Below are 20,615 nucleotides of genomic sequence, written 5' to 3'. Positions count from 1 at the left end.
TTCTATCTCCATAGGGTGCAACTCAATATGACGCGGGCACTCCGTCACCGGTGACTTAAGGCGAATTGTCGCAATGCCCATGGGCCGGAGTTCACATGACAGGAGATCGAATTGAACCCGCTAGTTTCGTGAAGACGCTCAAAGGACACTTCACGATATCCCTACGGAAGACATACCCAACAGATAAAACCTTAGGGTGAACCGTAACGGTATCCTTAAGGAGACTTGACGGTCTCCCAGTAGTGCAACCTAATTTAAGCCATTGTATGGATTGGTTTTTTCCGAGGCCCCTTCCCCAGGGGGACCGGTCTGATCCGATGCAGGGCCGCTGCGGCTATCCGAACGGATATAATGCCGCCGGCCGCTTGGCGGCATATCATGCTCGACCGAGCCTCGACTGGCACACTGTGACAACTGTGAAAGCGAAAAGTTCGGCGGCCGTGGCAAATTGTGCCAACGCATCTCGTTTGAATTACCGTGCCATTGGCACACTTCGGAAAAGGTACGAAAAGGCACGGATTTCAGCCATTTCGATGGCTCCCTCTCCGCCATGGTCTCCCGGTTACTACGGACTACCGCCGCCGGACGGCGCGGCAGGGACGTTCCCGACCGCGCCGCCGCATGAGCGCCTACTCCACCAGGTCGAATTCGAACTTGGCGAGCGATTCCTTGCCATACCAGACCTGGATCGTGTGCGTGCCCATCGGGTCGCCCTCGCCGATGCACCAGCCGCTGCTGATCTCGCCGTCGCGGATATGATCGGACAGCCGCGTGCGCACCATCTGACGCCCTTCCAGCACTGAGATCCTTTCCGAAGGCTCGGGCAGATCCTTGGGCGGGGACGGCAGGCGGAATTCCTCGAAGAATTCGAAGTCGCCCTTTTGCGGGGCCACGCTGATGACCCACGAGAAGCACATCTCGCCGGGACGGTACGGAACCACGGTGGCTTCGATCCAGCGGGCACGCGGCGCGCCCCGGACGTGGTAGAAGAACCTCGAGTTCAGCGATACCGGTGCGACGCGTGCCCGGGGCGGCGGGGGCGGTGCGGCCGCCTTCGGCTTCGCCGCGATCTGACGAGGCGGTGCCGGTTTGGTCGTGTTCTTTCCTGATATCGCCTTCTTCTTCGCGTTCTCGGCGTCCTCATTCTGAGCCAGCCCGAGCGCATAGACCGCCAGTTCCGGGAACGACACGTTGTTGTCGCGCGCGATCTTTTCGAGCTTCTGGAACGAGGTGGTGACGTCGTCTGGCACATGGCCGCCCCGCGCCTGTTTCACCCATTCGACCTGATCGTCGATTCCCGTGAATCCGGCGCATTTCAGCTCCGGCGGCAGCGGCTCCTTCTGGACCGGGCACAGCGGCCCGGGATAGTGCAGGACATAGACATGGAACGGGAATTTGGTGCCGGCGAAGTCGGTGGGCACCGTGAAGCGCTTCATCCCCTGCCGGCTGCCGAGGGTCGTGTAGTAGGAAGCGCGCTCGCCATCGGCGGGAACCCCGCGGCCGTTGCGGTAGATGTCGGCGAGATAGAAGCTGCTCTCTTCGGTCCCCCAGTTGGACGCGAGTTCAAGCAACGGAATGGCTTCGGCATAGCGGCGCTTGCGGTGCAGATGGATGCCGAGCCGGTTCGCGGAACTGACCCAATGCTGCCGCATGTAGAAGTCCCAAGGATAGCGCTGAATCCATGGGCCGCACCACTTCTGAAGCTCGTTATTGGTAGTGATCGCTGCGTCGGTCCGGTCCAGTTCGATCAGGACGCGGATGCGGACGGCATAGGCTTCGCATTCGGTCGTGGGCAGTTCCGAATAGTTGCGATGCGCCGAAACCAGACGTCCGCCGGCGATCGCGGTCACCGCAAGCTCGCTGCTCTTGTCTGCGGCGGGCAGATCCTTTCGCTCGCGCTGGATCTTGGCCACGCGGACCCAGGCGTCGGCGGCGACCAGGGCGTAGCTCGGCGAAAGCGGAAAGACCTGCCTGCTGCGCTCGATTGCCGTACCGATACGCTGGAACAGTTTCAGCGAGGCTTCGGTCCGCGCTTCCGCGGTCGTATATTGCGGCAGATCCGCGAATTCGAGATCGTTGAACCGGTCATAGGTATCGCTGATCTCGGTCCGGTAGGTTTGCGGATAGGCGCGACCATCGATCGCAGCGATGAACAGGTTCGCGGCGGTGAGCTGGTAATTTGCAGCCTCCGCCTTCCGCTTTCGCCCGGACTCGATATCGTAAGCGGTCAGTTCGATGCTCACCATCATCATCTGGATCACCGTCGAATCCGGCTCTTCCTTCAGAAACTGGCGGCCCTTTTGCCGGGCGCGCTCGAGCGCGGCGAAGGCGGCCGGAAACGTTTTTGCGTTCTGCGCAGTCGTCGCAGCCTCGACATCGCACTTCATGAGCCGGAGGATGCTGTCCTCGTCGGAAATCACCCGGTCCATTTCCGCGGCGAGCGCACAGGCTGACTGGCGCGATTTCGCGCGCGTCTCGCCGGGCATCGACCATAATGCGCCGTAACGGCGGTTTGCGACGAAGAGATAGTCGTCCGGATAGGCGTCCGGATCGACGGTGAGGGCGAGGATTTCCGACAGGACCCGCTTGTCCGCAGCCGGATCGTTCTCGATGAGGATGCTGTATTCCACCCACAGCATTCTGGTGAGAGGCAATACCAGCGCGGGCGGGGGCTTCTGCTTGCGATAAGGCGCAAGCAAGTTGTTGATTTCCGTTATGATGCCTCTGGCATCGTCGAACTTGTAGTCGTCATAGAGGCCCCAGATGAGGAAATAGCCTGCTTCGGAGACGTCACGCAGCAAGGTGATGTATTCCGGGGTATCCTTGGGTGTTGCCTTCAACTGCGCGAGCCGGTCGTCGAACAGCTGGCGGCGGGTCTTTGTCGACCCCGCCGAATCGCCGCTTCGTTCGGCGGTATCCGCGAAAATAAGCAGCATTCGCGTGGTTTCGCGCGAGTTCAGACCTCCGGAAATGTCGCCCGAATCCGGCTTGCTGTCGGGAGGCGGGGAGGCCTGGGGGCTTTCGGTTCGGGGCTTGTCGATCGACAGCCCGGTTCCGGAAGATGCCTGTGTCGGAGTCGGCGTAGCGCGGGGCTGTGGAGCCCCGTTGCCATTTGAGACGAATGCCGAGCCGTAGTGACTAGTTAGCCCGAGCAGCGTTGCGATAAATAGTACGGCAAGCTGGTTCATCCATTTTCCCCCCGCAATAGTCCTTCACGCTCTCCGCGATGCGATCATTGTCACGGAAGATGCCGCGCTGACGTTGCGCGATCTTGCTTTCGTCTCTCAAACGCCCCTGCAAATCCTCGCGAGCGCGCACGACGGCCGCCAGTGCGTCGGCTGCCTGCTTCTTCTCGTTTTCGGCCTGCACCCGGGCTGCCGCGATCGATACTTCCGCCTCGCGGAGTCGCGCCGTTGCGATTCTCGCCTGTTTCAGCGTCTCGCTTGCCGATTCCTCGGCGCGACGCTTTTCCGCTGCCTGCTTCTCGAGATTGGCCTGGTTGCGCGCGATCTCCTCGCGCTGGCTGTCGATGGTGCGTCCCTGGAACCATGCCATGCCGAGGCTGCCCGCCGCGGCGAGCAGCAGGACCGCGAGCACCGCTACGACCTGGATCAGCCGCTTGCGTTCGGTTGCGGCGCGCGCGGTTTCGCGGCGTTGCGCTTCCTCTTCGGCGGCGCGGCTGTCGCCGAGAAAGCGCTCGGCTTCCTCGAAGCGGCCGCCATGCCTTGCCGCCCACAGCTTGTTCGGTTCTTCCTTGTCCCACCAGGCCGCGAGCGAGGCGAGGTCGAGGCCGGTCAGCAGTCCGCCTTCGCCGCTCGCCCGGCGATCGGTGCCGAGCAGCAGCCGATGCCAGTTCGCCGCGGCGCGTGCTTCCTCCTGCAGCCAGCCGGCCAGCGTGTTCCACTGCCGGATCAGGCTCTCATGACTGATGTCGATGAGCATGTCGTCGGCGAGCGTCGCCGTCGCTTCGGGCCGCAGGAAGTTGCAATCGGGCGCGCGAAAAGCCTCGACGATCTCGCGCGCTACCGCCGGACCGCCCTTCACCTGTGCCGCCAGCTCGTCGAACCGGCAGGGGCGGCGGATCGCGTTGGTCGGGTCGGGTCCGCTTACCAGCGCGCGGAAGACGGTACCGGCCTCATCCCGTGCAGCGGGGGACAGACGAGCCAGGATTTCGGCACCGTGCGAATTCAGCGCGCCGGCCAGCCCGTCGGTCTCGTCATAGTCCGACATGCGCAGCACGACGGGTTCGCCGCGCGCACGGGCTCGCAGCCACAGCCGGTTGAGCAGGTGCTGCATCAGCGGGAGCTGATCGGCGCGGCGCGACAGGCTCTGGCCTTGCGCGACGCCGCGTTGCTCCTCCCATGGCGCAAAGCTCGCCATGTCGTTCAGGATCTGGTTGACCAATTCGGGATCGATCTCGAACCGGGCGATCGCGGCGGGGCCTTCGATTGCGGCGCGGCACTCCTCGCGCGACATGCGGGGGGTCAGGTAGAAGCCGGCGTTGATCTCCTCGGCCAGGCCCGGGATCAGCGCGCAGGCGCCGAGATATTCCGACCGCATCGTGAGGACGATGTGGATCGGCACCTCCGCCGCTTTGGCGCTTTCGAGAAGCAGATGGACGAATGCCTCGGCCTCTTCGCGTGCGGCATAGTCGCCATAGCGGAACAGTTCCTCGAACTGATCGACGAGGATCAGCAGATTATGGCCGGGTTTCAGCGCGCCGCTCTGGCACCATTCGATCAGTGCGCGCGGGCCGCGGGCCAGCAGCGCGCGCAGCATGTCCACACTCGGCTTGCGCGGGGCGTCCGAAGCTTCGGTGAGCGCGGCGGCAAGGTTGCGCATCGGCTGCCCGCCCGGCGTGAACTCCGCGATGGTCCAGCGTGCGCCGGCGCGTGCGAAGAAGCCGAGTTGCAGCGAACTGAGCAGCCCGGTCTTGACCAGCGACGACTTGCCGCTCCCCGAGGCACCGAGCACCGCGAGAAAGCGCGTCGACGCCAGCCGGTCGATCATCTCGTCGACACAGCCCTCGCGGCCGAAGAACAGATGGGCTTCCTCGCGATTGAACGCGCGAAGGCCGGGATAAGGGAATTTGTCGAGCGTGATCACTGGAACTGGGTCATCAGTTCCCGGATCGGCTCCATCCGCCATACAGCGCCGTCGCGGCAATCGACCTCACGGAATCCGGGGACGCTGAAATTGACCTGCGGATTTTCGGGCGGCGGGCCGACGCATATCGCGCCGGGCGGCAGATCGTTGCGCAGCGTCTTCACCACATGCAGCATCTGGCTTTCGACCCAGACCGGCCCCGCATCGCCATAGAGAAGCAGCAGCGCATCGCACTGGCGGAGCTTTTCGCCATAATCCTTCTGGTTGCTGCCTTCCGCGGAATAGAGCGGCAGGAAGACCGAATAGTCGCTTCCCAGCTCGTCCTTGATCTGCCTGGCCGCGACTTCGTCTGCCTTCTCGGCATTGATGAAGACGATGATGTGCTTCTTTGGATCCTTGCCTGCCTTGGCCGTTTCCGGTTCCGGGGGCGGGGTCGTGATCTGCTTGCGGGCGTCGCGCTTGAACTGTTCGAGCGTCGACGCGGTGACAGTTTCGGCAGTAAGCAACTGGCGGTGGGCAGCGTCCTGGATCTCGCCCGGGATCAGGGCGAGGTTGCGCCATTGCAGCATCGGGCGGCCTGCGGCACGTGCCGTATCGGCCTGATGTGCGACATAGCCTTCTGGCAGGTCGGGTGGGCGGCGGCCGGGACGCGGGCCCAGCAGCTGCACGAAATGCGAACAGCGTGCGAGATCCTCGGCAAAGGCAGATTTGAACGCATCGCCGCCCAGCGGATATTCGGCGCGCGGCAGCACCTCGATGCCGACCTGCTCGAAGAACCGGCGTACGCCCTCGCGTTCCTCCTCCAGATCGTCGGTGGTCGGCGCCAGCAGGATCGGGCCGAATTTCTCTTCCGGCGCTGTGTCTCCATCGTCCTCTGGCTGGCCGAGATACTTGCTGATCGAGAAGGCGAGATCGAGCAGATGATCGAAGAAGTCGCCGGTATCGGGCACCAGCGGCATCGGAACGCGGCTTTCGGAATCGGCGTATTTGGCGTCGCTCGCGCGATAAAAGGCCGAATGGGTCCGCTCGCCCAGCACCGGATGGCTGTCCGCATCGACCGGTGCCGTGGCTACCACGAACAGGCGGCGCGGATCGGGCGCGACCTCAAGAAACGCGCCGAGCTCGCGCTTGGGCCAGTCGCGCGTCAGATAGGAGGGCGAAGCGATCGCCAGGAAGATGCGGCTCTTGCGGCAGGCCGCTTCGATATCGCGCAGTTCATGATTCGCTTCGGAAGTGCGCGGTGCGAAATAGATGCGCGGCTCTTCACCCATAACATAGGTCAGGGTGCTGCTCAGACTTTCGACGAAGCGGGTAACCCAGTGATTGCACGGCGCAGGAAGGCGATCGTCGGCGGACGCGTAGCTTACGAAAATATCGTAATCATCCTGCGCCTTGTTGCGCATCACGCTCCCCCTCAGTCAGCGCCACCGCAAATGATACCGAATCGCAGTTTCACCATGACGATATTTTCATTCTTCCAGCTAGCCAATGCCGATCTGCAGTTATGCGGCAATTACCGTCACCGAAATGAACCTGCTTTTCCGCCGGGTGTTGAACGGCAATGTTCGAGAGCGGCTGCGCACAGTCAAAGGCGAAGCGGGTTGCCGCGGGGTGGGATATCCGCAATTCGATGGAAATTGAGCAGATCGTCCGGACCGGTGCCGGGAACATTCGGGGCATCGCGAGCGACGGCGTGGTCCGGTTTCTGGGCGTGCCCTACGCCGCTGCGCCGGTGGGTCCGCTGCGCTTTGCCGAGCCGCAGCCGCATGGCGGGTGGGACGGCGTGCGCGATGCCACACGACCGGGGCCGAACGCGCCGCATCTGGTGAAGCCCTTTCCGGGGCTGGACGTCGCGCCGCTGATCGGCACCGGCTGGGTGCCCGGAGACGAGTATCTGAGCGTCAATGTCTGGACCCCCGATCCCGCGGCGAAGGGCTTCCCGGTGATGGTGTTCATCCATGGCGGCGCGTTCGTGCTGGGGAGCAAGGATGCCAGCGTGCATGACGGCAGCGGTTTCGCGCGGTCGGGCATGGTGTGCGTCGCGATCAACTATCGGTTGGGGATTGACGGGTTCCTGCCGATCCCGGGCATTCCAACCAATCTGGGCCTGCGCGACCAGATCGCTGCGCTGAAATGGGTGCGCGACAATGTAGCTGCGTTTGGTGGTGATCCCGGCAACGTCACGGTGTTCGGCGAATCCGCGGGGGCGATGTCGATCGGCAACCTGATCGCCTCGCCCTTGGCCAAGGGATTGTTCCGCCGCGCGATCGTGCAGAGCGGCCATGGATCGATGACGCGCGGGATCCGCGTGATGCAGCGGCTGGTGAAAAAGCTGGCGAAGATGCTGAAGGTCTCGCCGGACGCGGAAGGGTTTCGCAGCGTTTCCTATGAGGACGGGCTGAAGGCGCTGGAGAAGATTTCGCAGCCCACGGCACGGATCGACCTGCGCGATGCGAGCGGGCGCGAGCCGCTGTTCGGTCTCAGCCGGTTCAGCCCGGTACATGGCGACGATGTGCTGCCCGAACCGGCGCTCGATCTGCTGCGGAAGGGCGCCGGCAGCGATGTGGAGGTGCTGATCGGCACCAATGCCGAGGAGATGAACCTCTATCTGGTGCCGACCGGTGTCCGCGAGAAGATCGGCAAGTGGCTGGCGCTCTATGCGCTGCACAAATCGCATCCGAACGCGCACCGGACGCTGAGGGCCTATGGTCTGGGCAGCGGCAAGAAGCCGGGACAGGCCTTTACCGATGCGATGAACGATCTGGTGTTCCGCTGGCCCGCGCGGCGTTTTGCCGAGGAGCATCGCGGGCGCACGCATATGTATGAGCTAGACTGGCGCTCGCCCCAGTCGGGCGGGGAACTGGGCGCGTGTCACGGCATGGAACTGGGCTTCGTGTTCGATACGCTCGCCAGCGTGACGGGGCCGGAAGGGCTGGCGGGACCGAACCCGCCGCAGGAACTGGCGGACCGCGTCCATGCGCTGTGGGTCGGCTTTGCGAGGGACGGGTCGCTGCCTTGGGACGCGTTCGACAGCGAGGCGCGGCAGGTCTTCCAGCTTGCCGCGGGCAAGGCGATTGCCGAGCCGCCGATGCCTGCTGCTGCGTTCCAGCCCTGAGCGGTTCGATCAACCGCTCGCGCCGAACGGCATAGGCATTGACCTTTCAGATAGGTTCTGGCTGACTTAGAAGATGCTGACCGGACGGCCGCTATTGTGAAGGCCGGCGGGGGAGAGGTCCGATGTCCGTTGCAACCGCCATGCCGCCGCGAAAGGCGCTACCGTCCGCATTCCTGGATGCCGCGCGCGCGATGTTCGGGGAGCGGCTGAAGACCAGCGAGGCGATCCGCCTGCAGCACGGCCAGAGCGAGGCCCATTTCCAGCCGATGCTGCCCGATGCGGTGATCTATGCCCATACGACCGAGGAAGTCGTGGCGCTGGTCCGCCTGTGCGTGGCGCACGAGGTGCCGGTAGTCCCGTTCGGTGCGGGCACCTCGATCGAGGGCAACACGCTGCCGGTGCGCGGGGGCGTCACTATCGACCTGAGCGAGATGAACGCGATTCTGGAGGTCAATGCGGAGGATCTGGACTGCACCGTGCAGGCCGGGGTGCGCCGCGAGGAACTGAACGCCTGGATCCGCGATACCGGCCTCTTCTTCCCGATCGATCCGGGCGCCAACGCGACCATCGGCGGCATGGCCGCCACCCGCGCGTCTGGCACCAATGCGGTACGGTACGGTACGATGCGCGAGGCGGTGCTGTCGCTCCGCGTCGTCACGCCGGATGGACGCGATGTCCGCACCAGCCGCCGCGCGCGCAAATCGGCGGCGGGTTATGACCTCACCCGGCTGATGGTTGGCTCCGAGGGCACGCTGGGCATCATCACCGAAGTGACGCTGCGTCTGCACGGCATTCCCGAGACGATCGCGTCGGCGGTCTGCGCGTTCGAGACGATCGGCGGCGCAGTCGACACAGTGGTGCAGGCGATCCAGATCGGCGTGCCGCTGGCGCGCGTGGAAATCCTCGACGAACTTCAGATGAAGGCGGTCAATCGCTGGTCGAAGCTCGACTATCCCGAACTGACCACCCTGTTTTTCGAATTCCACGGATCGCCGCTGCATGTGAACGAGCAGATCGAGACGGTGCGCGAGATCGCGTCGATGAACGGTGGCGGCGAGTTCAACTGGTCGAACCTGCCCGAGGAACGGTCGAAGCTGTGGAAGGCGCGGCACGAGGCCTATTATGCCGCGGTCAATCTCCGCGCCGGGGCAGTGGGCTGGGCCACCGATGTGTGCGTGCCGATCAGCCGGCTGGCCGAATGCATCGTCGAGACCCGCAAGGATCTGGACGCGTCGCCGATCCCTGCGACGATCCTGGGCCATGTCGGCGACGGCAACTTCCATGTCGTCTTCTCGATCGATCCGAACGCGCCGGCCGAGATCGAGGAAGTGACCGCGATCAATAAGAAGCTGGTGGCCCGCGCGCTGGCGATGGACGGCACCTGCACCGGCGAGCATGGCATCGGCATCGGCAAGCAGGACTGCCTGGTCGACGAGCTGGGCGACGCGGTGGACATGATGCGGGTGATCAAGCGGGCGATCGATCCCAAGGACCTGTTCAACCCCGGCAAGATCTTCTCGCTGTGAGCGCGTCGGAAACCGGCGAGACGCCGTTCGTCCGGCTGCTGCCGACCCTGATCCTGTTCGCGCTGGTCGTCGCGCTGGGCGTGCAGGCGATGGGGCAGTTCAGCGCGTTGCAGGACGCGGCCAACAAGCAGCTTGGCCTCACCGATTTCCAGCTGACGCTGGTGCAGGGGCTGGGCACTGCGATCCCGATGCTGCTGTTGTCGATCCCGATCGGCATATTGGTCGACCGCACCAACCGGCTGCGGCTGATGATCGTGCTGACCAGCATCTGGACTGCCGGATCGATCGGCACGGCCTTCTCCAACGACCTTGGCATGCTGCTGGCCAGCCGCATGGCGGCGGGCGTGGGTGCGACGGGCGCGATGACCTGTGCGATCTCGCTGGCCGCCGATATCTGCACGCCGGGCCAGCGCGGCCGGGCGATGCTGGTGCTGACGGTGGGCAAGGTGCTGGGGCAGGCGGCGGTGTTCACCGTCGGCGTCACCCTGTTCGCGATGATCGGCGAAAGCGGGCTGTGGGGCCTCGAGGCGTGGCGCGGCGTGCACCTGATCGTCGGGCTGGTCAGCGCCGCGCTGATCGCTGCCCTGTTCCTGCTGCGCGAGCCGCCGCGGCGCGAGATGCTGGCCGGACCCGGTGCGCCGTTCCGCACCGTCGTAAGCGAGCTTTGGACGCGGCGTGGCTTCCTGATCCCGCTGTTCGTCGGTCAGATCGCGGTGACGATGGCGGATGCCTCGGCCGGTATCCTGATCGCGCCGGTCCTGTCGCGCAGCTATGGCATGGCCGCCGAGCAGACCCAGTGGATCGGCACCGTGCTGTTCCTGACCGGCTTGGCCGGATCGATCATCGGCGGCATCGCCGCGGACGCCGGGCATCGCCGGGGCAGGGGCGGCGTGCTGATCGGCGCGGTGATCTTCTCCGCACTCGGCGTGCCCGCGGGTCTCTACACCGTCGCGCCCGACGTCACCTGGCTGGGTATCGGCTTCGGTGTGCTGATCCTGTGCGGGACCATCACCGGGCTGATCACCGCGATCGCGATCACCGTGCTGCTGCCCAACGAGCTTCGCGGGCTGTGCATCGGCGCCTTCCTGACGCTGGCGGGGCTGATCGGCTTCGGCGTGGCGCCGCCGCTGATCGGCGCGATCAGCGATGCGATGGGCGAGGGCGGCAGGCATCTGGGCACCGCGACCGCATGGGTCAGCGTGATCGTCGGCGCGATTTCCTGCGTGGCCTTCTGGATGGCGATGCGCCGGGCGCCGGCCAGCGCGACGGCGGAACCTGTCTGATAGCTATTGCCAAACCTATCCGATAGGTTCATAGCCTCTCCACCCCATAGAGGGAATTGGAGAGGTGTCATGACGGAAGTTTCGGCGATGGATCGGATCCCTGTTTCGCCCGAGATGGTGATCCATGTCGGCACCGGCCTGCTTGGCGAGACCGCGTGGCCGGCGCAGTCCTCCGCCTTCGTGTTCGATTTCTCCACCACCAGCTTCTCGCACCACAGCCGCCCGTCGGCGGCGCAGCTCGACCGCGATGCGGGCCAGGCACGGCTGATCCTGGTCGTTGCCCGCACGGCGATCACCCGGCTGCTCGGTTCGAAGCTCGACATGCGCGACGGCGAGCGGTTCCATGTGCCGGCGAGTCTCCGCGCCATCGTCTTCGCGATCCGCGACTGCCAGTTCCCCGAAGGCGCCCGGCTGCCCTATCGCGGCGCCAAGAGCATCGAGGCGGTGTGCGAGATTCTGCGCCTGCACGACGAGGACGAACTGGTCCCGTTCGGCGCGGCCGGGTCGCTGTCGCTTGCCGACAGCCAGCGGCTGATGGTCGCGCGACGCTTCATCGAGGACAAATGGGCCGAGAAGATCACGCTCGACACCATCGCGCGCGCCTGCGGCCTCAATCGCGCTAAGCTGACCCGGGGCTTTCGCGATCTCTTTTCCTGCAGCGTTGCCGACGCTATTGCCGAGCAGCGCCTGGGGGAGGCGAAGCAGATGCTTCTTGTAACTGACCTGCCGGTTTCGTCGATCGGCTATCGTTGCGGCTATCTCAACAATGCGAGCTTCGCGCGCGCCTTTTCGCGCCATTACGGCGTGGCGCCGACCCAGTATCGCGCGACGCGACTGGCTGCCTGATGGCGAGCGCAGCAGGGGAGGGCGGCTCGCTGGTCCATCAGGCGGTGGCGGCGATCCGCAACCATATCCGCGATCAGGACCTGAAGGTCGGCGACAATCTGCCCGGTGAGAGCCATTTCGCGGCCGAGCTGGGGGTGAGCCGCGCGGTGATGCGCGAGGCGTTCGGCGCGCTGGCCGCGCTGCGTGTGCTCGACGTCGCCAATGGCCGCCGCGCCCGGGTGGGCGCGATCGACGGATCGGTGATGGCGACCTCGCTCGACCATGCCGTGTCGACCGCGCAGATCAGCTTCAACGAAGTGTGGGATGTGCGCCGCACGGTCGAATTGCGCATCGCGGCACTGGCCGCCGAGCGCCGCACCGATGCCGAGGCGAAGCGCATCGTGGAACTGGCTGACGCGATGACCGCTGCGGCGGAGAATTTGCCCGAGCTGACGAAGATCGACGTCGCCCTCCATCAGGCGATCGCGGATGCTTCGCACAACCAGCTCTTCCGCCAGATGGTGCGCTCCTATGCCCCGCTGATGGAAGTCGCGGTCCCGCAGGCCTGGGGCACCCGCCAGACGCGCGACCAGCAGGTTTCGACTTTGGCCGGACACCGCGCTCTGGCGAAAGCGATCGCCGACCGGGACCCCGCCGCCGCGGTGGCGGCGATGGAGGCGCATTTCGATGCGTCGATCCAGGATTTGATGGCGGGGACTCGGACGGGGTAAAATCTCCGTCACCCGGAGTTGTTCGGTGCATACCCCTTGCGCAAACTAGCTGTGCTCCGGCGAAGGCCGGAGCGTTGGCAGTCAAAGTATTGCCATACGTCCAACGCTCCGGCCTTCGCCGGAGCACAGCCATTTCCTTCCAGCTTGTCGTAATGAGATAGGCGCCGAACAGCTCCGGGCGACGAGAGGTTTGGTCGCTTTCGATCTACCCCGGACGCGCAAACGCCCGGACTGTTTCCAGCCCGGGCGCCTGCGTGACGATGCCTCGTCAGCCCCCTTTGTCAGGTCCTTCGCCCGCACGCCTGTTCTTGCCAACAAGCGGGGCAAAGAGCCTCCCCGAACCACGGCCGTTGCCTGCGTTTCGACATGGGTTTGCTAGGACCGGCATCGCCCTTTGTCACCGCTTATGACGGGATAGGACTCAGATTGGTGTGACCCTGTGGCGCTTCGGCAACAGGAAATGTGACATTATCTCCATTTGCGCACCGCCCCGAAACTGTCCTAGAGCCGCGACACACCAGTTGCTTTTGTGCGGGGACCGCCGACTTCATGCTACTCTCGCGCTATGAGCGGATGATCGCCAAGCGATACCTGCTGCCCGGCCGCGGCGAGGCGTTCATCGCCGTCGTCGCCGGGTTCAGCCTTGTCGCCGTCATGCTGGGCGTCGCCGCGCTGATCGTGGTGATGAGCGTGATGAACGGCTTCCGTGCCGAGCTGTTCGACAAGATCACCGGGCTGAACGGTCATGCGGTGATCCAGGGCTATAACGGCCAGATGCGCGACTGGCGCGACGTGGTGAAGCAGGCCAAGGCCACGCCCGGCATCGTCAGCGCGACGCCGCTGATCGAGCAACCCCTGTTCGCCAGCTACAACGGCCGGGTCGAGTTCGCGCTGGTGCGCGGCATGACCGTGGAGGATATCCGCGCAAACCCGACGCTGAAGGGCAAGGAGATCGTCGGCAGCTTCGCCAATATGAAGCCCGGCGGCGAGCAGATCGCGATCGGATCGCGGCTGGCCAAGTCGATCGGGGCGGAGCTGGGCAGCGAAATCTCGATCATCAATCCGCAAGGCGCGGCCACGCCATTCGGCACCATGTTCCGCATCGTGAAGTACCGGGTCGCCGCGATCTTCGAGGTCGGCGTCTATGATTACGACAAGGCGTTCGTGATCATGCCGATGGAGGATGCCCAGACGCTGCTGTTGCTCGGTGATTCGGTCGGCATGGTCGAGATCGACACCGAGAATGCCGATAATGTGGAGACGATCCTCACCCCGCTCGCGCCGAAAATCCGTGCCAGCGGGCAGATCGTCGACTGGCGGCAGATGAATTCGCAGCTGTTCGAGGCGCTGTCGGTCGACCGGATCGTCAGCTTCGTGGTGCTGTCGCTGATCATCATCGTCGCGTCGTTCAACATCGTGTCGTCGCTGATCATGCTGGTGCGCGCCAAGACGCGCGACATCGCGGTGCTGCGGACGATGGGGGCGAGCCGGGGCGGGCTGATGCGCATCTTCGTGACCGTGGGCACCACCATCGGCGTGGTCGGCATCGCGGCGGGATCGCTGCTCGGCTTCCTGCTGATCCAGTTCCGCGAATATGTGGTGAAGTTCATCGGGCTGGTGACCGGCATGGATGTGTGGGATCCGTCGATGCGCTTCCTCACCGAATTGCCCGCCAAGACCGATCCCGCCGAAGTGATCGGCATCATCGTGATGGCCTTCCTCTTCAGTTTCCTCGCGACGCTGTATCCCGCATGGAAGGCCGCGAGCACCGATCCGGTCCAGGTGTTGCGTTATGAGTGAAGAACCCGTCCTCCAGACCATTGGTCTGACCCGCAGCTTCACGCAGGGCGAGGTGACCATCGAGGTGCTGCGCGGCATCGATCTGAAGATCATGCCGGGCGAGATCGTCGCGCTGCTGGGCCCTTCGGGTTCGGGCAAGTCGACGCTGTTGCAGGCGGTCGGCCTGCTGGAAGGCGGGTTCGACGGGTCGATCCGCATCGCCGGCAAGGAAGCCGCCCAACTCGACAGCGCGGGCCGCACCGAAGTGCGCCGCGACCGGCTGGGCTTTATCTATCAGTTCCACCACCTGCTGCCCGATTTCAGCGCGATCGAGAATGTCGTGTTGCCGCAGATGATCCATGGCAGCACCCGCGCCGACGCCGACAAGCGCGCCGAGCATCTGCTGACCGCGCTGGGCCTTTCCCAGCGGCTGACGCACCGGCCGAGCCAGCTTTCGGGCGGCGAGCAGCAGCGCGTTGCGGTGGCGCGTGCGCTGGCGAACAAACCGATGCTGGTGCTCGCCGACGAACCCACCGGCAATCTGGACGAGGCGACCGCGGACAAGGTGCTGGCCGAGTTCCTGGCGCTGGTCCGCGAACAGGGATCGGCGGCGCTGGTCGCGACGCATAACGAACGGCTGGCCGCGCGGATGGACCGGGTGCTGCGGCTGCACGAGGGACATCTGGAATGAGCAAGCTCACCGAAATCCCCGTCACCGCGGCGGACGGAAGCGAGACCGATCTGTCGGCCTTTTCCGGGCAGGTACTGCTGATCGTCAACACCGCCTCGCAATGCGGGTTCACGCCGCAATATGCGGGGCTGGAGGCGCTGCACCGCCAGTACAAGGATCGTGGGTTCGAGGTGTTGGGCTTTCCCTGCAACCAGTTCGGCGAGCAGGAGCCGGGCGACGCGGACGAGATCGCGACTTTCTGTTCGCGGACCTATGATGTGACCTTCCCGATCTATGGCAAGATCGACGTCAACGGGGACAAGGCGGCGCCGCTGTTCCAGTATCTGAAGGCAGAGCAAAAGGGCCTGCTGGGCACCGAAGCGATCAAGTGGAACTTCACCAAATTCCTGATCGCGCGTTCGGGCGCGGTGTTCGAACGCTATGCGCCGCAGACCAAGCCCGAGGATCTGGCGAAGGATATCGAGGGGCTGCTGTAACCCGACGCAAAATGCCGCGCAGCTTTCGCCGCGCGGCACCTACGCCAACTTACGCAAACACAAGCGGATGGTGGTGGGGCGGGAGGAGAGAGGCGCCCCACCACCGCGCTTAAAGGGCCTGCACAACGCTCGGGAAAGCGCGTCACAGGTGTGCGGACCCCTTCTCGTCAGCCTGCGGAGGGCAGGCAGATCACATATTGGCCGCTGGTCTCCATCGAACGGCCTTCATTGTCCTCGACCGGCTCGCCGCCCGTGAGCAACTGGCTCAGATTACCGAGCGCGCCGAACATGCTGACCGCGCCCTTGAGCGGCCGGCCGCGCGGATCGCGCCGCGGCTTGGGGCGGGCGCCCCGCTGTTCCCGGCGCGGAGGCGGCGTCATGCGCTGCATCCGCGCCATGACCGAAGCGGCGTCCCCCGCCCGCCCAAACTCCCGCCAGACAACGCGGAAGCCCTTGGGCACTTCGGCCCACTCGCCTGTCGCTTCGGTGCGGATCAGGTCGCAGCGGCAACGATGGCAGGTGCTGAAATCCAGGCCCTGATTGTGATGGTGGACCGTATTGGCGCTGTGGCCGGTCACCGAGCAGAGCAGAGTCATCAGAAAACACTCCCAAGATGGTCGCCCCGCATCGCCTTCACCCGGAAGGCAGCGAGGTCGCGGAACTGTTCGTCCGCATTTTCGATGGCGAGATCGGGATTCCAGATCTCGAAACTGTCGCCGGCGCCGACGAAGAGCGCGAGCGCTCCGATCTTGCCCAGGTGGCGCATCGCGGGGGGGATCCGCATCGTGGCGCCGGCGCGGGGCAGCTTTTCGACTGCCCCGAAGGTGCGCCGCATGCGGCGGTAATGATTGCGCGCATCCTCGCCGCGGGCCTCGTCGGCGATCCGCCGGGCTTCGGCGCGGGTGCGCAGATGGTTCAGATGATCCCGGCCATAACCGACCAGGCAGTCATCGGCCTCGTGACGGGCGACCAGCAACTCGCCTTCTTCGCCGGTCAGGGCGTCGGCCAGGAAGTCGGGGATCGAGACGGTGCCGTCCCGGTCGACTTCGCAGATCGCGCTGCCATGGAAGAAAGAGGAAGTCATTTTTGGTCTCAATTCGCTTCGTCGCAAGGGGTTTGAGGTGAGTCGCTACGCTATTAAGTCATTGTATCTATGAGGAAACACTGGGATTGCCTCATATTTGCCATAATAGCGCCTCATTCTGACCGTCCGATGAACCGTTCGTTTTTATCGACGAACCGTTGTTAACCATAAAATGGATCAAGCCGGGTTGAGTCGCCATTCGGGTTGAATCCCCGTCGTGGCTGCGCGGAGGCGGGCGTTAAGAACTCGGTAACCGGCTGGACGCGCTTGGGTTTTTCTCTGCAGGAGGATCGCCCGCGAATACAGGATGCCGGGTGGCAGCCTGAACCGCTTCCTGCGCCGAATGCCTCAACTCACCGCAGGTCGTGCGGTGAATTGAGGCCGATCCGTTCATCGGCGGGCTGCGAAACCTGTGGATAGGGGTGCCACCGGGGTTGGAAACCCGCTGCCCCATTCCCTACTATGCCCCATGCATTCGGGATTCGTGCCACTTAGGGTTTTTTCGGCCTACACGATGCTGGAAGGCGCCATCGAGCCCAAGGCGATCGCCAAGCGCGCCCGCGAGCTTGGCTTCCCGGCGGTCGGGCTTGTCGACCGCAACGGCCTGTATGCCGCAATGTCCTTCTCCGAAGCCTGTGCGAAGTCGGGCGTGCAACCGATCGTCGGGACGCTGCTCGCGGTGGTGCGGCCGGACATGCCCGATGGGGTGAAGCCGGTGATCGACTGGCTGCCGCTGCTGGCGCAAGACGAGGCGGGCTATCTCAATCTGTGCGCGCTGGTCTCGATGGCGCATCTGGACCGGCCCATCGAGGAGGACGCACATGTCACCTTCGATCAACTCGAAGGCCGCACCGATGGCTTGATCGCGCTGACCGGTGGCGCAGAAGGTGCGCTCGCCCGGTTGTTCGCCGAGGGGCAGGAACGCGCCGCCGAGGATTATGCCGACCGGCTGGAGGGGTTGTTCCCCAAGCGGCTCTATGTCGAACTGGTCCGCCGGCTGGACGAGGTGGAAGGCAAAGCCGAGCCGAAGCTGCTCGATCTGGCCTATGTCCGCGATCTGCCGCTGGTGGCGACCAATCCGAGTTGCTTCGCCGACGAGAATTTCCACGAGGCGCATGACGCGATGCTGTGCATCGCCAGTTCCTCCTATGTCGCCAGCGACGATCGCCGGAAGAGCTCGCCCGACGCGTGGATGAAGCCGGCGAACGAGATGAAGTCGCTGTTCGCCGACCTGCCCGAGGCGATTGCGAACACGATGGTGCTGGCGCAGCGCTGTGCGTTCATGGCGCCGAAGCGCAAGCCGATCCTGCCCAGCCTTGCCGGCGACCTGGAAGGCGAGGCGGCCAAGCTGCGCGACGATGCGCGCGCGGGGCTGGAGGCGCGGCTGGAAAAGGCGGGGGTGACCGACGAGGAGACCCGCAAGACCTATTTCGAGCGGCTGGCGTTCGAGACCGACGTGATCGTCACGATGGGCTTTCCGGGTTACTTCCTGATCGTCGCCGACTTCATCAAATGGGCCAAGGACAATGGCATTCCGGTGGGACCGGGCCGTGGTTCGGGCGCGGGCTCGGTGGTGGCATGGTCGCTGACGATCACCGACCTCGATCCGCTGAAGCTGGGCCTGCTGTTCGAACGCTTCCTGAACCCGGAACGCGTGTCGATGCCCGACTTCGACATCGACTTCTGCGAAACGCGGCGCGGCGAAGTGATCCGTTACGTGCAGGAGAAATACGGTCGCGGGCAGGTGGCGCAGATCATCACCTTCGGGACGATGAAAGCCCGCGCGGTGCTGAAGGACGTCGGCCGCGTGCTGCAGATGAGCTATGGCCAGGTCGATCGCCTCGCCAAGCTGATCCCCAACCATCCAACCGATCCCTGGACGCTGGACCGCACGCTGAACGGCGTCAGCGAGTTCCACGGCGAGTATAAGTCGAACGACGACGTCCGTAACCTGATCGATCTGTCGATGCGGCTGGAAGGCCTGCCGCGGCACAGCTCGACCCATGCGGCGGGCGTGGTGATCGGCGACCGTCCGCTGGCCGAGCTGGTGCCGCTGTACCGCGATCCGCGTTCGGACATGCCGGTCACCCAGTTCGACATGAAATATGTCGAGGCGGCCGGGCTGGTGAAGTTCGACTTCCTCGGCCTGAAGACGCTGTCGGTGCTGCAAAAGGCCGTCGAGCTGCTGGCCGACCGGCATATCGATATCGATCTCGATACGCTGCATTGGGACGATCCGCAGGTTTATGAGCTGCTCCAGCGCGGCGACACGGTGGGTGTGTTCCAGCTGGAATCGGAAGGCATGCGGCGCACGCTGGCGGCGGTGCGCCCGTCCAATTTCGGCGACATCATCGCGCTCGTCTCGCTCTATCGCCCGGGTCCGATGGACAACATCCCGATGTTCGGCGCGCGCAAGAACGGTCGCGAGGAGATCGTCTACCCGCACCCGCTGCTGGAAGGCATCCTGTCCGAGACCTACGGCATCTTCGTCTATCAGGAACAGGTGATGCAGGCCGCGCAGATCCTGGCGGGCTATTCGCTGGGCGGCGCGGACATGCTCCGCCGCGCGATGGGCAAGAAGATCAAGGCGGAGATGGACGCCCAGCGCGCGATCTTCGTCGAAGGCTGCGCGAAGAACGACATCAAGGCGGCCAAGGCCAACGAGCTGTTCGATTTGATCGACAAGTTCGCAGGGTACGGCTTCAACAAGTCGCACGCCGCCGCCTATGCGCTGCTCGCCTATCAGACGGCGTGGCTGAAGGCGCATTTCCCGCAGGAATTCTACGCTGCGTCGATGTGCTTCGATATCGACCAGACCGACAAGCTGGCGATCTTTGCCGACGATATGAAGCGGCTGGGCGTCCAGTGCCTGGCGCCGGATATCAACGCCTCGCTCGCCGATTTCTGCGTGCAGGAGCATGAGGGACAGCTTGCCGTCCGCTATGCGCTGGGCGCGCTGAAGGGCGTGGGCGAAAGGGCGATGGCGCAGCTGGTCGAGGAGCGCGACCTCAACGGCCGCTTCGTCTCGCTCGACGATGTGGCGCGCCGCGTCGATCCGCGGCTGCTCAACAAGCGGCAGCTAGAGACGCTGGCGGGCGCTGGTGCCTTGGACGGGATCGAGCCGAACCGCCCGGGCGTGTTTGCTGCCGCTGAGACCATCCTCGCCGTCGCCCAGCGCACGCATCAGAACCGCACCAGCGGGCAGGGTGGGTTGTTCGGTGAGAGCGAGCGCGCGGGCGGGGCGATCTCGCTGCCCAAGAGCGCCAAATGGACGCTGGCCGATCGGATCGGCGCGGAGCGCGATGCATTCGGCTATTATTTCTCGGCCCACCCGCTCGACCGTTACCAGCACCTCGCCCGCGCCCAGAGCGCGCGGCTGATCGCCACGCTGGGCGAAGTGCCGATCCCCGAGGGGCAGCGCGTCGGCGCGACCGTGGCGGCGCTGATCGAGGATGCCCGCTGGCGCACCTCGGCGCGGGGCAATCGCTATATGATGGCGACGATCTCGGACACCAGCGGGCAGGTGCCGGTAAGCTGTTTCGACGAAGCGGTGGCCAACGACATGGAGGAATGCGCCCGCGGCGGTGGCTGCGCGATCCTGACCATCGAGATGGACAAGCGTCCCGGCGAGGAAGCGCCCCGCGTGGCGATCCGCCGCGTCCAGTCGTTCGAGAGCATTGCCGGTTCTGCGCGGATGCTGCTCGATCTGACCATTACCGATGTGGCCGCGCTGCCGCTGCTGGCCGGCTTGATCGGCGGCGAGCGGACCGGGCGGTGCACCGTGCAGCTGCGGATGGCTTCGCGGCCGCAGGAGACGGCCACCGTCGTGCTGGGCCGCAATTTCCGGATCGACGAGGAAATGGCCGACCGCATCCGAGGGCTGCCGGGTGTGGCTGCCGTGCGCTTCGGCGACGCGGATATGGCACTGGCCGCCGCGGCCTGACCCCCTCGACTCGGCCCCCGGGTACACGGTACGCTCCGTCAAAACAGAACGGAGAG

General features: G+C 64.8%; 14 protein-coding genes. 9 read left to right on the top strand and 5 right to left on the bottom strand.

What is annotated here, in order from left to right:
* Positions 1–629: 629 nt before the first annotated feature.
* The 3 genes from P1X14_RS11115 to P1X14_RS11105 are packed head-to-tail and all read right to left on the bottom strand — an operon-like array spanning position 630 to position 6,509.
* Complete coding sequence (locus tag P1X14_RS11115; protein ID WP_277315431.1) at positions 630–3,188, bottom strand: DUF2610 domain-containing protein; 2,559 nt, start codon at positions 3,186–3,188, stop codon at positions 630–632.
* Positions 3,139–5,106, bottom strand: a complete 1,968-nt coding sequence (locus P1X14_RS11110; protein ID WP_277315430.1) for a hypothetical protein — start codon at positions 5,104–5,106, stop codon at positions 3,139–3,141. The genes P1X14_RS11115 and P1X14_RS11110 overlap by 50 nt, the downstream gene beginning before the upstream one ends.
* Positions 5,103–6,509, bottom strand: a complete 1,407-nt coding sequence (locus P1X14_RS11105; protein ID WP_277315429.1) for a toll/interleukin-1 receptor domain-containing protein — start codon at positions 6,507–6,509, stop codon at positions 5,103–5,105. Before P1X14_RS11105 ends, P1X14_RS11110 begins: the two co-directional genes overlap by 4 nt.
* Positions 6,510–6,736: 227 nt before the next feature.
* Here P1X14_RS11105 and P1X14_RS11100 point away from each other — a divergent pair, with 227 nt between their 5' ends.
* The 8 genes from P1X14_RS11100 (at position 6,737) to P1X14_RS11065 (ending at position 15,532) form a co-directional block, all read left to right on the top strand.
* Positions 6,737–8,221, top strand: a complete 1,485-nt coding sequence (locus tag P1X14_RS11100) for a carboxylesterase family protein (protein ID WP_277315428.1) — start codon at positions 6,737–6,739, stop codon at positions 8,219–8,221.
* Between the two features lie 122 nt (positions 8,222–8,343).
* The gene (locus P1X14_RS11095; protein ID WP_277315427.1) at positions 8,344–9,747 is read left to right on the top strand and encodes an FAD-linked oxidase C-terminal domain-containing protein; all 1,404 of its coding nucleotides are present in this window, start codon (positions 8,344–8,346) and stop codon (positions 9,745–9,747) included.
* The gene (locus P1X14_RS11090; protein WP_277315426.1) at positions 9,744–11,030 is read left to right on the top strand and encodes an MFS transporter; all 1,287 of its coding nucleotides are present in this window, start codon (positions 9,744–9,746) and stop codon (positions 11,028–11,030) included. The genes P1X14_RS11095 and P1X14_RS11090 overlap by 4 nt, the downstream gene beginning before the upstream one ends.
* 69 nt (positions 11,031–11,099) lie before the next feature.
* Positions 11,100–11,876, top strand: coding sequence for an AraC family transcriptional regulator (locus P1X14_RS11085; RefSeq protein ID WP_277315425.1), 777 nt, complete (start codon positions 11,100–11,102; stop codon positions 11,874–11,876).
* Positions 11,876–12,586, top strand: coding sequence for a FadR/GntR family transcriptional regulator (locus tag P1X14_RS11080; protein ID WP_277315424.1), 711 nt, complete (start codon positions 11,876–11,878; stop codon positions 12,584–12,586). The genes P1X14_RS11085 and P1X14_RS11080 overlap by 1 nt, the downstream gene beginning before the upstream one ends.
* 549 nt (positions 12,587–13,135) lie before the next feature.
* The gene (locus P1X14_RS11075) at positions 13,136–14,386 is read left to right on the top strand and encodes a lipoprotein-releasing ABC transporter permease subunit (protein WP_277315423.1); all 1,251 of its coding nucleotides are present in this window, start codon (positions 13,136–13,138) and stop codon (positions 14,384–14,386) included.
* Positions 14,379–15,056, top strand: a complete 678-nt coding sequence (locus P1X14_RS11070; protein WP_277315422.1) for an ABC transporter ATP-binding protein — start codon at positions 14,379–14,381, stop codon at positions 15,054–15,056. The genes P1X14_RS11075 and P1X14_RS11070 overlap by 8 nt, the downstream gene beginning before the upstream one ends.
* Positions 15,053–15,532, top strand: coding sequence for a glutathione peroxidase (locus P1X14_RS11065; protein ID WP_277315421.1), 480 nt, complete (start codon positions 15,053–15,055; stop codon positions 15,530–15,532). The genes P1X14_RS11070 and P1X14_RS11065 overlap by 4 nt, the downstream gene beginning before the upstream one ends.
* Positions 15,533–15,699: 167 nt before the next feature.
* Here the strand turns inward: P1X14_RS11065 and P1X14_RS11060 are convergent, their stop codons facing one another.
* The gene (locus P1X14_RS11060) at positions 15,700–16,128 is read right to left on the bottom strand and encodes a hypothetical protein (protein ID WP_277315420.1); all 429 of its coding nucleotides are present in this window, start codon (positions 16,126–16,128) and stop codon (positions 15,700–15,702) included.
* On the bottom strand, positions 16,128–16,616 hold the full coding sequence (locus P1X14_RS11055) for a hypothetical protein (protein ID WP_277315419.1): 489 nt from the start codon (positions 16,614–16,616) through the stop codon (positions 16,128–16,130). Before P1X14_RS11055 ends, P1X14_RS11060 begins: the two co-directional genes overlap by 1 nt.
* Before the next feature lie 469 nt (positions 16,617–17,085).
* On the opposite strand from P1X14_RS11055, the gene dnaE reads away from it, so the two are divergent.
* On the top strand, positions 17,086–20,559 hold the full coding sequence (gene dnaE / locus P1X14_RS11050) for a DNA polymerase III subunit alpha (RefSeq protein WP_277315418.1): 3,474 nt from the start codon (positions 17,086–17,088) through the stop codon (positions 20,557–20,559).
* The last annotated feature ends 56 nt before the right edge of the window (positions 20,560–20,615 follow it).

It is taken from the genome of Sphingomonas sp. AOB5 (genome assembly GCF_029433115.1).
Taxonomy (GTDB): Bacteria; Pseudomonadota; Alphaproteobacteria; order Sphingomonadales; family Sphingomonadaceae; genus Sphingomonas.
The sequence above is the reverse complement of the archived record's forward strand: the minus strand, read 5'-3'. Positions and strand labels throughout refer to the sequence as shown.

Bases quoted from the DNA above. Each gene is read 5' to 3' on its own strand.
- P1X14_RS11115 (WP_277315431.1), bottom strand. From the start codon at position 3,188: ATGAACCAGCTTGCCGTACTATTTATCGCAACGCTGCTCGGGCTAACT.
- P1X14_RS11105 (WP_277315429.1), bottom strand. From the start codon at position 6,509: ATGCGCAACAAGGCGCAGGATGATTACGATATTTTCGTAAGCTACGCG.
- P1X14_RS11100 (WP_277315428.1), top strand. From the start codon at position 6,737: ATGGAAATTGAGCAGATCGTCCGGACCGGTGCCGGGAACATTCGGGGC.
- P1X14_RS11095 (WP_277315427.1), top strand. From the start codon at position 8,344: ATGTCCGTTGCAACCGCCATGCCGCCGCGAAAGGCGCTACCGTCCGCA.
- P1X14_RS11085 (WP_277315425.1), top strand. From the start codon at position 11,100: ATGACGGAAGTTTCGGCGATGGATCGGATCCCTGTTTCGCCCGAGATG.
- P1X14_RS11080 (WP_277315424.1), top strand. From the start codon at position 11,876: ATGGCGAGCGCAGCAGGGGAGGGCGGCTCGCTGGTCCATCAGGCGGTG.
- P1X14_RS11075 (WP_277315423.1), top strand. From the start codon at position 13,136: ATGCTACTCTCGCGCTATGAGCGGATGATCGCCAAGCGATACCTGCTG.
- P1X14_RS11070 (WP_277315422.1), top strand. From the start codon at position 14,379: ATGAGTGAAGAACCCGTCCTCCAGACCATTGGTCTGACCCGCAGCTTC.
- P1X14_RS11065 (WP_277315421.1), top strand. From the start codon at position 15,053: ATGAGCAAGCTCACCGAAATCCCCGTCACCGCGGCGGACGGAAGCGAG.
- P1X14_RS11060 (WP_277315420.1), bottom strand. From the start codon at position 16,128: ATGACTCTGCTCTGCTCGGTGACCGGCCACAGCGCCAATACGGTCCAC.
- P1X14_RS11055 (WP_277315419.1), bottom strand. From the start codon at position 16,616: ATGACTTCCTCTTTCTTCCATGGCAGCGCGATCTGCGAAGTCGACCGG.
- dnaE (WP_277315418.1), top strand. From the start codon at position 17,086: ATGCATTCGGGATTCGTGCCACTTAGGGTTTTTTCGGCCTACACGATG.